Source organism: Stygiolobus sp. CP859M (assembly GCF_037389975.1).
In the GTDB taxonomy this organism is placed as follows: Archaea; Thermoproteota; Thermoprotei_A; order Sulfolobales; family Sulfolobaceae; genus Stygiolobus.
Genome location: NZ_JBBHKS010000013.1, coordinates 26113 through 38860, shown reverse-complemented (window position 1 = coordinate 38860; position 12748 = coordinate 26113). Strand labels below are relative to the sequence as shown.

At 38.9% G+C, this 12748-nt stretch carries 18 protein-coding genes; 10 read left to right on the top strand and 8 right to left on the bottom strand.

The features are described 5' to 3' along the window. Positions 1-30: 30 nt before the first annotated feature. Positions 31-1245: a glycosyltransferase family 4 protein gene (locus WIW72_RS05915; RefSeq protein WP_337703060.1), complete on the top strand. Its 1215-nt coding sequence runs from the start codon at positions 31-33 to the stop codon at positions 1243-1245. 148 nt (positions 1246-1393) lie between these two features. On the opposite strand, the gene WIW72_RS05910 is transcribed toward WIW72_RS05915, so the two are convergent. Beyond that, positions 1394-1594: a hypothetical protein gene (locus tag WIW72_RS05910; RefSeq protein WP_156004727.1), complete on the bottom strand. Its 201-nt coding sequence runs from the start codon at positions 1592-1594 to the stop codon at positions 1394-1396. Positions 1595-1840: 246 nt separating this feature from the next. On the opposite strand from WIW72_RS05910, the gene WIW72_RS05905 reads away from it, so the two are divergent. Then, a complete protein-coding gene (locus tag WIW72_RS05905; protein ID WP_337703190.1) occupies positions 1841-2551 on the top strand; it encodes a purine-nucleoside phosphorylase in 711 nt (236 codons plus the stop codon). Between the two features lie 25 nt (positions 2552-2576). Next, positions 2577-3812, top strand: coding sequence for an HD domain-containing protein (locus WIW72_RS05900; RefSeq protein ID WP_337721272.1), 1236 nt, complete (start codon positions 2577-2579; stop codon positions 3810-3812). On the opposite strand, the gene mvaD is transcribed toward WIW72_RS05900, so the two are convergent. After that, complete coding sequence (mvaD, locus tag WIW72_RS05895; RefSeq protein ID WP_337703056.1) at positions 3805-4779, bottom strand: diphosphomevalonate decarboxylase; 975 nt, start codon at positions 4777-4779, stop codon at positions 3805-3807. The genes WIW72_RS05900 and mvaD overlap by 8 nt on opposite strands. Next, complete coding sequence (locus tag WIW72_RS05890; protein ID WP_337703054.1) at positions 4769-5734, bottom strand: GHMP family kinase ATP-binding protein; 966 nt, start codon at positions 5732-5734, stop codon at positions 4769-4771. The genes mvaD and WIW72_RS05890 overlap by 11 nt, the downstream gene beginning before the upstream one ends. A 13-nt stretch (positions 5735-5747) precedes the next feature. On the opposite strand from WIW72_RS05890, the gene WIW72_RS05885 reads away from it, so the two are divergent. Genes WIW72_RS05885 through WIW72_RS05875 form a run of 3 tightly spaced genes read left to right on the top strand, consistent with a single transcriptional unit; the run spans position 5748 to position 7252 of the window. Beyond that, complete coding sequence (locus WIW72_RS05885; protein ID WP_337703053.1) at positions 5748-6365, top strand: hypothetical protein; 618 nt, start codon at positions 5748-5750, stop codon at positions 6363-6365. 47 nt (positions 6366-6412) lie between these two features. Beyond that, positions 6413-6694: a winged helix-turn-helix domain-containing protein gene (locus tag WIW72_RS05880; protein ID WP_337703051.1), complete on the top strand. Its 282-nt coding sequence runs from the start codon at positions 6413-6415 to the stop codon at positions 6692-6694. Positions 6695-6697: 3 nt separating this feature from the next. Further along, positions 6698-7252, top strand: coding sequence for a hypothetical protein (locus WIW72_RS05875; protein ID WP_337703049.1), 555 nt, complete (start codon positions 6698-6700; stop codon positions 7250-7252). 4 nt (positions 7253-7256) lie between these two features. Here the strand turns inward: WIW72_RS05875 and WIW72_RS05870 are convergent, their stop codons facing one another. Together WIW72_RS05870 and WIW72_RS05865 are read right to left on the bottom strand one after the other, a co-directional pair. After that, positions 7257-7589: a helix-turn-helix domain-containing protein gene (locus WIW72_RS05870; protein ID WP_337703047.1), complete on the bottom strand. Its 333-nt coding sequence runs from the start codon at positions 7587-7589 to the stop codon at positions 7257-7259. A 43-nt stretch (positions 7590-7632) separates the two neighbouring features. Beyond that, positions 7633-8235, bottom strand: a complete 603-nt coding sequence (locus WIW72_RS05865; RefSeq protein WP_337703046.1) for an SAM-dependent methyltransferase — start codon at positions 8233-8235, stop codon at positions 7633-7635. Positions 8236-8271: 36 nt separating this feature from the next. Here WIW72_RS05865 and WIW72_RS05860 point away from each other — a divergent pair, with 36 nt between their 5' ends. Then, positions 8272-8628 (top strand): DUF123 domain-containing protein, encoded by a 357-nt coding sequence (locus WIW72_RS05860; protein WP_337703045.1) that lies wholly within the window; start codon positions 8272-8274, stop codon positions 8626-8628. On the opposite strand, the gene WIW72_RS05855 is transcribed toward WIW72_RS05860, so the two are convergent. Then, positions 8565-9188: a hypothetical protein gene (locus WIW72_RS05855; RefSeq protein WP_337703044.1), complete on the bottom strand. Its 624-nt coding sequence runs from the start codon at positions 9186-9188 to the stop codon at positions 8565-8567. The genes WIW72_RS05860 and WIW72_RS05855 overlap by 64 nt on opposite strands. Here WIW72_RS05855 and WIW72_RS05850 point away from each other — a divergent pair. Next, positions 9172-9636, top strand: a complete 465-nt coding sequence (locus WIW72_RS05850; protein ID WP_337703042.1) for a PaaI family thioesterase — start codon at positions 9172-9174, stop codon at positions 9634-9636. The genes WIW72_RS05855 and WIW72_RS05850 overlap by 17 nt on opposite strands. Beyond that, positions 9633-10883 (top strand): phytoene desaturase family protein, encoded by a 1251-nt coding sequence (locus WIW72_RS05845; protein WP_337703040.1) that lies wholly within the window; start codon positions 9633-9635, stop codon positions 10881-10883. The genes WIW72_RS05850 and WIW72_RS05845 overlap by 4 nt, the downstream gene beginning before the upstream one ends. On the opposite strand, the gene WIW72_RS05840 is transcribed toward WIW72_RS05845, so the two are convergent. Then, entirely contained in the window at positions 10852-11616 is a 765-nt protein-coding gene (locus WIW72_RS05840; protein ID WP_337703038.1) for a tetratricopeptide repeat protein, read from the bottom strand. The genes WIW72_RS05845 and WIW72_RS05840 overlap by 32 nt on opposite strands. 105 nt (positions 11617-11721) lie before the next feature. On the opposite strand from WIW72_RS05840, the gene WIW72_RS05835 reads away from it, so the two are divergent. Beyond that, positions 11722-12072, top strand: coding sequence for a hypothetical protein (locus WIW72_RS05835; protein ID WP_337703036.1), 351 nt, complete (start codon positions 11722-11724; stop codon positions 12070-12072). 34 nt (positions 12073-12106) lie between these two features. Here the strand turns inward: WIW72_RS05835 and WIW72_RS05830 are convergent, their stop codons facing one another. Further along, positions 12107-12736, bottom strand: a complete 630-nt coding sequence (locus WIW72_RS05830) for a hypothetical protein (protein ID WP_337703035.1) — start codon at positions 12734-12736, stop codon at positions 12107-12109. Positions 12737-12748 lie beyond the last annotated feature (12 nt).

Sequence of the window (12748 nt, the reverse complement as noted above, 5' to 3'; positions counted from 1 at the left end):
GTATCATAATCTGAGCTTACTTTTTTAAACATGATAGCTAATATTACTCATTACGCCATGGTTTCAGTAGCAATTAATACTCAAACTCCTCCCATAAGGTTCAGACAGACCTACCGAGACCTCGTTGAGAAGTACGGTTACCTTGAGTTGCCCATAGACTTATCGGCCATAGACAGCTCTGATTACTACATATCTGTTGGCGGAGTTGCCAAGATGATGATGGCGATATTAGATAAGTTTTCAAAAGCTAGATGGGTGTCTCTAGGTCCTGGCTACCCTCCGGAGGTTATTTACAACCGTAAGGAGTTTTATTTCATCGACGTCCAACCGGAGACACTTAAAGGTTACACGGAGTTCAAAGAGGGGATTTACAACGAGTCCCACGGTCTGACTAAATACGAAATTCAACCCTTCCACTACGTCTCTTATGCCGATTATAACTGGCTATCCGCTAAGAAACTTCTACAATTTTATAAGGACACTGACATCTACTTCATCAACGATTTTCAACAGCTCTTAGTAGGAGGGATTATAGGCCCATCTGCTTCAGCTGTGCTCTGGTATCACATACCTTTCATACCACAGATCCTCTCTAGAAAGATCAGGGATTTCATCGTAAAGTCCTTTGAGGGCTTTGACTACGTGATAGTCAGTACGAAGAGGGACTTAGAGGGGTTGTTAAGAGCAGGAGCCAGAACAAAGGTTAAACAGATATATCCCTACATAGACACGTCGTTATATAAGAAACCAGGGAAAGGAGAGGTTGAAAAGGTAAGGGATAAATACGGTCTTAAACCTGACGATAAGGTGATAACTGTAGTAGCTAGGATGGATCCCGTGAAGAGCCAAGACGTGGTTATAACGGCTATGAAGGAGGTAAAAGCCCCTAACGTAAAGTTACTACTGGTTGGAAACGGAAGTTTTACTAGCGGGGCTCTAGGAACAGGTAAGGCCAGTTCATGGGTGAGAAAGCTAAAGGCTCTGGCTCAGAACTTAGGAGTCTACGATAAAGTAGTATTCACCGGTCATGTAGACGACGAGGAACTGTTTACAATATATGCGACTTCAGATGTAATTGTATTGCCATCTAGGATAGAGGGTTTCGGACTCGTAGTTTGTGAGGGCTGGGTTTACGGTAAGCCTGCAATAGTGAGCTCAGGTGCGGGTGTAAGTGAGTTAATTATAGATGGGGCTAACGGGTATATCTTTAGAAGTGGTAATCATCAGGAATTAGCACAAAAATAGATATTGTCTTGAAAGACCCCGATAAATATGGGCTGATGGGAAAGGAGACCGTGAAGAAATGTGATGTAAACTCTGCTTTTGAACAAATAAAAGATGTCTTTGTTGAAGCTATGAAAGATTATGGAAGGTAAAAAGTATTGATGATTCTTTATTTACTCTCGGTTGGCTTTATTATGATAGTACCGTTTTCTTCGTCTACTTGTAGCATGAACTTGGTACCGTGCTTTTCAACCATGGACTTCGGTATGTACAAGTTCAGCGGTAGTGTGTAGTACTCGTACTCATATGTCTTTCCCCTCACGGTCTTCTTTCCCACTAATCTTTTAGCCTCTACTACTCTCTCTTTCATAAGATAACGTATTACGTCTGACTTTTTAAACCTTATTCCTAATGTTTTTAATAACTTTACAATAGTTAAGGATGACAGTCTATCCTAACTTTTCTAAAATTTTTAGCTCAATATGATAAAAAATGAATTCAGTAAAAGGGAGCAAATTCAATTGCTTATAATCACATGTCATGATTAGTACACGTTGGATGATGAGCACCGGCTGTCATGAGTTAATGATATAAATTACACTCAATGCTGATCTTAATGAACCCGGTTCACATATTAGCTAAGAAAGGAGAAGTCGCGGAAAGAGTCTTAATAGCAGGTGACCCAAGTAGGGTTAAACTACTCTCAACTTTATTGGAAGAACCCAAGCTTGTAAACGAGAACAGAGGTTTTCTGGTCTACACCGGCAAATACAAGGATGTTAAGGTAAGTATCGCGACGCATGGAATAGGTGGTCCCTCGATAGCCATAGTCCTCGAGGAATTAGCGATGTTAGGTGGGAAGGTCTTCATTAGATACGGTACAGCCGGAGCTTTAGTCCCCGAGTTAGACAAAGGAGACTACGTTATAGTCACTGGGGCTTCTTACAACCGGGGTGGTCTCTTTCACCAGTATTTCAAGGAGGACGCATGTATCTCATCCACTCCCGATTTTGACGTATTGTTAGCACTGTATAACTCGTTTAAGGCTAAGGGGCTTAAGTTCTTTACCGGCACTGTATTCAGCAGTGATGCATTTTATGCAGAAGACGAAGACTTCACAAAGAAGTGGTCTGAAAGAGGTAATATAGCTGTTGAGATGGAGTGTGCTACTCTTTTCGCACTTAGTAAGTTAAGGAAATTGAAGAGTGGGGCAGTTGTAGTGATCTCCGATAGTTTAGTCAAGGGCGGGTGGATAAGTAAGGAGGAGCTGGAAAAGAAAGTAATGCAAGGAGCTAATGCGATACTTGACGCACTGATCAATTTATAAAATTTCTGCAGTTGTATTTTCCATAATGAGTAAGTTAATAAGAGACCCTATACACGGTTACATAGAAATAAGCGACAAAGTTCTGCCAATCATTTCTCACCCTTATTTTCAAAGGCTCAGGTACATAAGTCAAAACGCTTTAGCTCACATGGTATACCCTGGGATGAGACATACACGTTTTGAACACAGCCTGGGAGTGATGTACCTTATAAAGGAGTTTCTGCAATACGTTAAAAAGAACAGTGAAGGACTAGATTTTGTAGACGAGGACTACGTCGAACTTGTAGGTGTAACCGGTCTGCTTCACGACATAGGACATTTAGCCTTCTCCCACACTTTTGAATCGGCCTTACAAGTTACTAGGGACGTTTACGGGATTACAAACATAAATTACCAAGGTAAAAAGACCCATGTCTACAACGGGATTAGCGTAATCGAGAACGAGCTTACGTGTATACTCGAAAAGAACTTTTCATCTCACAGCGACCCCGTGAAGTTCGTCATCAACGTACTCAGAGAAGAACCTAAAAACGAGGAGGAAAAACTTGCCTTGCAACTTGTCTCCAACTTCGTTGATGCAGACAGAGGAGATTACTTACTTAGAGACTCCTACTACGCTGGTGTCGGCTACGGTTCTTACGACGTGGAGAGGTTGAAGAGGGTATTGACTTATGTTGACGGTAAGATAGCAGTTCTCAAGAAGGCTATCCCGATCGTTGAACAGTTCCTTTTAGCTAGGATGTACATGTTCGAAAACGTTTATTTCCACAGCGTAGTCGGCATGTATAACTCAATACTATCCCACGCAATAGCTAAGTTAATTTCAAAAGGTAAACTCGTACTAGACAATTTGCTCCACATAACGGATTTTAATGTTCTTGCCTCTATATCGGTAATGGAGGATCAGAAGTTCCCCCAAGCAATATTCTTCCGCTCAGGGTACAAGAGGATAAAGAAAGATATAGAAGGTGATTGTCTCAACGATATCAATAAGAAGGAGATAACCGAGTTGAGTAGGGAAACTGAGGGTGGTGTAATATATTACGAGTTCTTCGACACTCCATATAGGGAAGAAGGAGAGGCCGTCTATATATTTGATGGAGAGAATATGTATCAACTGTCGAAATTCTCAAATTTGATCAATGCAGTCAAAGATCTAAAGAAGGCGATAATAGTCTATCACGTAAACCAGACTGAAAAGGTCAAAAAGTATGAAAGAATAATTAATGAGTGCGTAAAGTCTCATCAGAAGCCTAGTTGATGATTTTAGGCCCTGAGCCAACTCTCGTTACGAAGTAATTTGCAATTCCTAACTGCTTTATGAAGTTTATGACTTCACCAACGTGTTTTTCAGTAGTGAAAATATGGGGGTTAGGACCTGCGTCAAAAGTGTAACCTGCTATTCCGCTATCCTGAATCCACTCCATTATCCTAAAAGAGGTGTCATTAAGATAGAAAAATGAGGGCCAGCTGTCAAGTATCACAGCATGCATATTGTTACTGTGCCTTATAGTCCAGTAATAAAACCTCTGCTCGTCTTTTTTTGCTATAGAGTCTATAACATCTTTTAACGAATTTTCTACGAACTCCACCCTGCACTTCATCAAAGCCGAAGTCTCGGAAGTCCTTATCATCCCCTTACGTGAGGACACCTTCTTCTTGCTGGACGAGACAATTGGTATGACGTCTACCAATTCCTTCCAGTGATATTCGGGGAATATTTGATAACAATACGAGTCTTCTCCGTCGTCTCTTTCACCTTTAGTCCAAAGGACGAAACCCCCTACCGTACTCCTGCATGCACTGCCAGAGCCTATCCTAGCTATCTTAGACAACTCTTTTTGGTCTAGACCAAGACCCAAGGCACTATTAGCTGCATAGACCAGAGCTGCAATACCAGCTGCTGAAGAAGCGAGACCAGCAGCCTTAGGGAAATTGGACTGAGAAATCACTTTCGCATAAATATCTTTACCGTAAATCTTGCGAAATATCTTTAACACTCTACCGCTATATTCCTCGACTTCCTCTGGGCTCGCCTTTTCCCCGTTTATGATCACCTCGTCTTTATCGAACTCCTCATCGAAGATCACCTTAGTCCTGACCTCTAAACCCTGTAAAGTTACGGATAGTGAGGAGTTAAGAGGCAAGTTAAGTTCTTCATTTCTCTTTCCCCAATATTTGACTATCGCTATATTCGACGGTGCTATAGCTTCACCTTCATGCCTCAAATTTTAATCCCTCGTCTTCTTTAAGTGTGATCACTGAAACACCTTTAATTTTACCCCACGCCTCTTTCACCCTTTCAAGGTTATCGCCAATAGCCACTACCGATTCACCTCCAGCTCCAGGGGAGAGAGAAAAGATAGCCCCCTCTCTTTCTGCTATTTCCTCCAATTTTCTGGTGAAATCGTTTTCAATCTTAACGTTAACTACTTCAGTAGCTAAGTTAATGAGCATGTTCCTAGCTAACCTTACGTGTTCAACAGCCTCTTCTAATCTTCCCTTTTCTATAAGTTCAATAGCAAACTTGTTCTCTTCTTCTATCATACTCATTATCTCCTTAAAACGCGGGTCCTCTTTTTTCTTAACGAACTCGGCTACAGAACTTACAGTATCAAAACTCTCCCCGATGAATGCCATCACCAGTTCCTTATTTATCCTTAACGGTTTCATGTAATAATCCATCTTCTCTAGGTTAGTAAACCTTCTATAGATAATTGAGCCATATACCGCAGAAGCCACATCGAAACCGCTGCCTATCCCTTTTTGTCTCTCGTAATTTGCTCTCTGAGCAATCTTGTGCACCTCGTCAGGGTTATTCCCTCCGCTTAAAAGGGAAAAGATGCACGCTGTTAAGGCGACCGTTGCGGCTGAAGAACTACCTAGACCGCTTTTTCTACCGTTGATTATGAACTCTGGGTCGTTGATTAGCTTAACATGAAATTTCGGTATATTGCCATACATCACTCTGAACTGGTTTAACACACTTTCGATCAACTCATTTCCTCTACCTTTAAAAATCCCGTATGATGTCTCAAACAAGTTCTCGTTGGAGATGTTACACTCGGCGTGAACTCTCTTGTTTACAGCTATTACATGACCTATTCCTCCGAACACTACGGAGTAACTGCCTATCCATAAAACTTTGCCTGGTGCACTGGCTACACTTTTTATCTCCTTCACCCCTATTGTAGTTATGGAGTTTATTCAAAAAAGGGATAGGCTGATATTAACTCTAATCTCTCAATCCGGTCCCGGAGGGATAGATGCAAACACCCTTTTCTCAGCACTCTCTGTATACATGGACAGGGAGTCAATGCAGAGAAGTATAGGAGACTTATACTTTAAAGGTTACATAAATGTTCTTAACAATGGAGGAGAGATCAGGTACTTTGCTTCAAAACAAGTAAGAGACGCTATGATCTCACTCGAGGTGCAGAAATACAGAATAGCAAGTTACGTTAACGAACTAAGTAAAAAGAAGGACGAGATTATACAGATACAAGATAGGGCTAAGCAGTTAGAAGAACTTAAGAACGTGGTGACAAAAGGGTTGAACTTGATCTCAATAGGGCTGATAAATCTCTACTCATCACTGCCTGAATTGACATTACCCGAATATATAGAAAGTATTCAAGCCCTTACAGATGTCTTAGGAAAACTAATTAAAATAGTAGAACCATCTTACAGTAAAGAAGATCTTGAAAACATCCTGAAAATTGTAGAAAGATTTAGAGGAGAAAAAGATTACAAGTTGTTAAAAGAAATCGTTGAAAAAGTCGAGAATGTTTCCAATGAAAATAAAAATACTTAAATAGAACGTGAAAGTTTTTATACAAGCGGGTTATACTACTTATATGTATGAGGAGTAAAAGAGACCAGCTTGAGATCATTAGTGACATTCTAGACCTCGTTGAAAAAGGGCACACAGCGAAATCAGCTCTAATGAAAAATGCAAATTTAAGCTTTACTATACTGAAGAAGTACACTGACTATCTAATCAGTAAAGGATACCTAGAAGAGACTGAAAATGGTTATAGAATTACTCCTGAAGGAGGTAAAGTGCTAGAGAAACTAAGAAGGGTTAGAGAACTAGAATTTAAATTAGCTGAACTTATTAATGAGTTATCAGAAGAATTATAATATATGAATGTAATTGAATTATTGACTTTTACAGTTGTAATAACGTCTGGAATAAACGGACTTTTTCAACACATATTACTTAATTCAAAGATTAGAAATCTAGAAGAAGAATGGCCTAGAATAAAATCCTTAATGTCTCTTATTTCATTTAAAAAATTTCTCGATGTTGTATCTGCAGACGAGGCACAAGATTTACTGGATGAATTAATGGTAGGTTTAAGAACACAACCAGCATTAGATTTAACCTCGTCCTTTGTTGAGGAGAAACTAACAAATCTTAAGGGTAACCTAAAGGCTTTGCTAGATACGTTAAATATAGTAGATGTTGTAAATACATTTTACACTCGTATAAAACACTACTACTATAATGGAATAATTCTAAACGTTACAGCATTGACCTCTCTAGTCTTGGTTTTTGTGCAACCCTTATCTCTTCTCTTTCTAGGGTTAAGCTTAGGTTTTGAGATGGATTCTCTTCTGTTTCTCTTCTATTCCTTTTACTACATTGAAAAGATAGAAAAAGTTAAAAATACTCTAAAGAATTACGTTAAAAGCTGACTTTTTAAAAATTAGACATACTTGATTGAATCTTTCTAGAACATTCAGTTAAATCATGCTTTAATTTTTCCATATAGTTAGATATAACTCCATAATAATATTTTGGTCTCCCTATCTTCTTTTCATCCCCTTTCTCCCTCACCACAAGCCCTACATCTATCAACTTCTTGAGGCTGTTCTCAACAGTAGTCTTACTCATCTTTAGCAGTGCTGAAAGTTCCTCTGATGTCACTGGCTTTCCCAGTTCTATCAATTTAAATAAACAGTCAATGTCAGTATCGGATATCTTATAGCAACATCGTATTACTTCTTTACTAGTTTTCAGTTTCTCGCTCATTGATATAATTACAACTTTTTTCCTTAATAAAAATTTATCAAGTTTATACTGAATTTTCTACAATTTCAAATTCTTTTACATTATCAAAATTTACAATACATTCTTTTAATCCTTTAGTTAAGAAAGAGAAAAGTTTGGGATAAATATATGGTTTACCATCTAAAAGGACATAAGCGAAAGGTAAGTCTATTTCGCTCTCAGCCTCCTTATATTTGCAGAGAATCTTAGGCATAAAGGTATACTTGACTTTTTTCCTGCCAAGAAGTAATTCCTTAATCAAGAGAGCAGTGCTGTCTATCGTGAACTGGTCTTTTCCTAAATTCCTCTTCTTAGCTTGAGGGAAATTATCGGAAAGGAACTCTTTTGTTCTGCCTCTCGGAGGATGATCTCCAAGAATTCCTCCAATAATTATAGCTTCATTTTCCGTCAAATCTTTCCTACTTAACTTTTCCTCTGCAAACGGATCTAATATTACCACCTTAGTAGGGTCTAACACTTCATGAAACCTCTTTTCAGTACTAGGTATATAGTCTATCTTTACGCCAGTGATGAGCACATAATCACCTAAAATATTATAAGCACTTTCATACTCGTAAAGGATCCACTTAGACAGCTCAGGCTCCAAATGTTCAATTATGACTTTCACGTGAATTAAATTAGTATGAAGGGATATATCGTTTTTTTGAGTTGCCGTAAAGGCGATATCAGGACTAAGTCTAAAGAGTTCCACCTAGAGGAGGGTTTCTATGCTTACGTCGGTTCTTGTGGGGCGAACTGTGCTAAGAGGGTCTCCAGACATATGAGTAAGGAAAAGAGGAAAATGCATTGGCACATAGATTTTGTTTCTTCAGAACTTTGTGAAGTAATAGCGGTTCTCGTTCTCCCTTTAAGCGAGAAGGAAATAGTGAGAAGGCTCGTCGATAAATACGAATACGTGATAGGTTTCGGTTCATCAGATGATACTGAATACCCATCTCATCTGTTTAAGGTAGACATGATCTCCTTCTTGAGGTCTATTAATTCCTTAGCTAAAGATTGATGTTTTAACGCAAGTCTATCCATTTCCGAGAACCAGTATACGCCCTTCCTGAAAAACTGTAAATATACGTGCTTAAAGTCGTCAGAAACAACGACCTTGAGTAGTTTAACTCCCTCTCCGAAAATCTGGGTGAGGATAAAGTCTATCTTTTCCTTGTCCAGCGAAGCATATACATCTATGCCTTTCACAACCGTAACCTCTATTCTTCCTCTCCTTTTGCTGGTCTGACACAAGCCAATGTATCCACTAGAGGATGAAATCTTTTCGCTAACCCATGTGTAGATGTACCCCAAGTCGAGTAAATTAATGACCTTCTCCTCGTCTTGGAAATAAGCCTTTAAGGTACCTCTGTCAATTTTAAGCGTTAATCTGCCTTTTACCTCGTGGTCATACCACTTGATTTCTCCTCTTTCACCTTCACTTCTGCCTACTATCACGAAGTTTCCCGTCTTACCCTCTACTAATTTGTCCCATACTTCTAAGGAATATACATTGCAAAAGTTAACCGAAACTTTTTGTAAAGTTAACAGTATACAGTTTTGTATGACAGATGAGAGCATTCAAGGTTATAATAAGATCGAGATAGTAAAAACTTTTGACGTGGATAGGATAAACAAGATCTTGTCGAGAGAAAACTTATTCAGTTACTTGGGATTGAGAGTTATCAAAATTGATAAGGGATATGCAGAAACTGTATTAAATTACTCCGAAAACGTATTGAGAATAGGAGGAGTGTTACACGGAGGAGCTATTATGAGTACTATTGATTACACGGGAGGGTTGGCTACTATGACTGTTAACGACGGTGATGATCAAGTAACACAAGAGCTAAAAATAAACTTTCTTGAGCCAATGAAAGACGGACCTTTTAGATGCGTCGGGAAAGTAATGAGGGCTGGTAAAACTGCTGTAGTCGTTGAGATAGAGTTCTACGACAAGAATAACGTTCTAGGAGCTAAGGCTTTAGGTACATGGTATATATTAAGAGGGAGGAGTGTTTCAAAGTGAAGGTCACAATTATTGGTGGAGGTCATAACGGGTTAATTTTATCAGCGTTATTGGCAGAAAAAGGGGTTAAAGTTACTTTATTTGAAGCCAGAGACAAGCTGGGAGGGATGACTGATACCGTAGAAATTAAAGGTGTAAAGATAAGTAGGGCTTCTTACGTCTTGGGGTTAATGCCGGAATTTTTGATAAAGAAGTTTGGGATACCTATACTAAAGGGAGCCGTATTTCAGACCTTTTACGTTAACGGAAAAGCCATACCGTTTTGGAGGGATAAGGAAAAGAGGGTAAAAGAACTAGTTAAGGCGGGGGAGAAAAAGTATCCTGAATTCGAGGAAAAGCTATTGAAGTTCAAAGAGTTGTTAAATAAGAAATTCACATTCGTTAAGTCCCCACCAACAAGGCAGGAAATTAGGGAAGAGGCTGAAAAGGAGGGATTAGGCGAGTTCATTGATACTCCCGCTAAAAAGCTGTTATCAGAATACATCTCGGAAGATTACCACTACTTCTTTATCTATCACGGAATGGAGAAGAGTTCAGCTTACGTTATAGCCTATTATTTTTCTCCAAATTGGGCTTTAGTCGAGGGAGGGATGGGGACTGTAGCTGAGAAGGTTGCAGAATACGCTGAGAAGTTAGGGGTGGAATTCAGGGTTAACTCCCGTGTAGAAGATATTATTACTCGAGACGACGAAGTTAAGGCAGTTTTAGTTAACGGTAAAAAGTATGAAGCTGATGTCGTAGTGATCGTGACCAGTCCTCTCGTATTTTACAACTTACTTGGCATTAACGTTAAATTACCGGTCTCGAGGTGGAGAAAATACAACATAATTCTGAGGAATTATCCTAGAATACCAAAGCCGTTAAAGGGATACGAATACTCATTACTCGATACTGAGGTGGGAGAGATTCTTATTCCGTCATATTTAGACAAGACTAGAAACGGTATCGTCCTAGAGACTATGGGTGAACTGGAAAACGTTAAGGAGTTACTGGGAATCAAGGATGAAGATATACTATACATAGATAAAATAGACGGTGAAGTAAGCCAACAATTGTATAATTTGCCCTTTGGTAACCTTAACCACTTACCCATGACTGATGATTTCCTATTTGAAAAGAGACTGTCCTACATTACCAAATACAAGAACTTATACTTGTGTAGTGCTGGGACTTATCCAGGGGGTCAAGTAACTGGTATCCCCGCATATAACGTGGCTAACTTGATCCTGAGTCCTTTATCTGGTTAAATCTCTCAATATCTTTCATTGCCTCATCTTCTTTTCCCATTTTCATTAGAGCCTTTGCTCTTCTGTAATAAGCTTTAACCAGCTGAGGCTTAACCTCTATAGCTCTAGAGTAGAACTTAATAGCTTCTTCTATCTTACCTTTAGTCTCTAATACAACTCCTTTATTATAGTATAACTCTGCATAATACGGGTTTAGAGATATAGCGGTATTCAAGTCTTCTTCTGGATCCATATTCAATTCTGTCTTAGTAAGGGCTCTGTAATAAAACAGTTCAGCGTCATAAGGGTAAGCCTCTATTGCTAAGCTAAGTTCCCTTAACGCGTCGTAATAATTTCCCATATAATAATCCACTATGCCCTTTGCCTTGAGGGTTATCGGGGAGTTATCTTCTATGCCCGTTAATTCCTCCTTAGCCTTCTCGTATTCTTCAAGTTTTATATAAGCTAAAGCCCTCAAAATCCTCGCCTCTTTATCGTTTAAGTCCTTTAGCTGGTTCAATGCATCCCTATACAAACCGTGTTGTAAATAAATTCTAGCAACTTCAACTCTGTTACCTGCTTTCAAGAAAGCTTGAAGGGCTTCCTCGTCCTTTCCCATTTCCTTTAGAATCTTCCCGAGTAAATTATACGCTTCCTGAGATTGAGATTTCTCGATTATTTCTTGAACCTTTCTCAGTGCGTAATTAAGATTTCCTTGCTTGTATGCATTTAATGCGTCTTGAATCTCACTCATCAATTTATTATTTACCAAAATAAGGCTAAATATCTGATCATTGATACATGTCATTCTTTATGTAGATTCTTTGTTTATAACACTTCCACTTACAAGGAAAAGAATATGGAGCCTTTCTACTTCAGGTCATATGATAGAGTAGTCGGAGTAGCGCATAACGAAAAAGAACTCGAGAAAGAAATAATGAGGATAGGTGCTACAGACCCGGCATGTGTGAACTGGCACTTAGAACAAGGGCACATAGTAGCTTGGTTAAGATATATAGGGAATAATACACTTGCGGAGATGTTAAAGGGCGTAAAAGATTATAGGGAAGCGTTAGCGAGAATAAGGGACTACTTTATAATGAAAGAGACGAAGTTGGGGACACAAAAAAGTGAAGTTTCTAAAAAAGTTGAAAATCAGAGAAAGCCTGAATTAGGCAAACGCAGTGTCAGAGGAAGGTATTTTGTGTAAAAATTTTCACTTATTTTCTCTTTAATTTTTGTTTTTAAATCTTTATTATTATGTAATTAAAAACTAAAAACCCTAAGAAGAACAGTGGTAGAAATAAATCACTCAACCCTATAAATACCTCATTAAACCATAGTGTACCAAGGCTGAAAAGTAGAGCGGATAAAAAGAATTTCATATGAGGAAGCCTTATCCTCGCAATTTGAGATTTTAAGGTGTACGTGAGAACTATCACTATAATCGAGGCTATGATAGTGCCAAGCAACGAGGCGTAATAATCTTCACCCATAAGTGCTATCATCACCAATGCAGCCTCTAATGCTTCAACAGCCGAGATTGTAAAAACCACAACTACTCCCTCCTTCTTTTCATCATCTCCTTTAGCCCTTTTAACTCCCTTAAAATACCTTCTAGCACTGCGTAACAACTTATAGCCGAAATAGAACAATATTATTGCCGATCCGATAAGGACGTAATTTAACGGTAGAAGGTAAATAAACTTTCCTAACGCGAATGTAGGGATCAACACTGTTATTACACCTAACGTAGCGTATAGAAATGGTACGTTACTCTTGTAAATTCCGTGGTATATTGACGCTACAGCACCCGCTTCTGAGAGCTCTAATAGTGAAATCCCTAAAGAAGCTAAGAATATCGCTATGTTCATAACGGGAGAAGG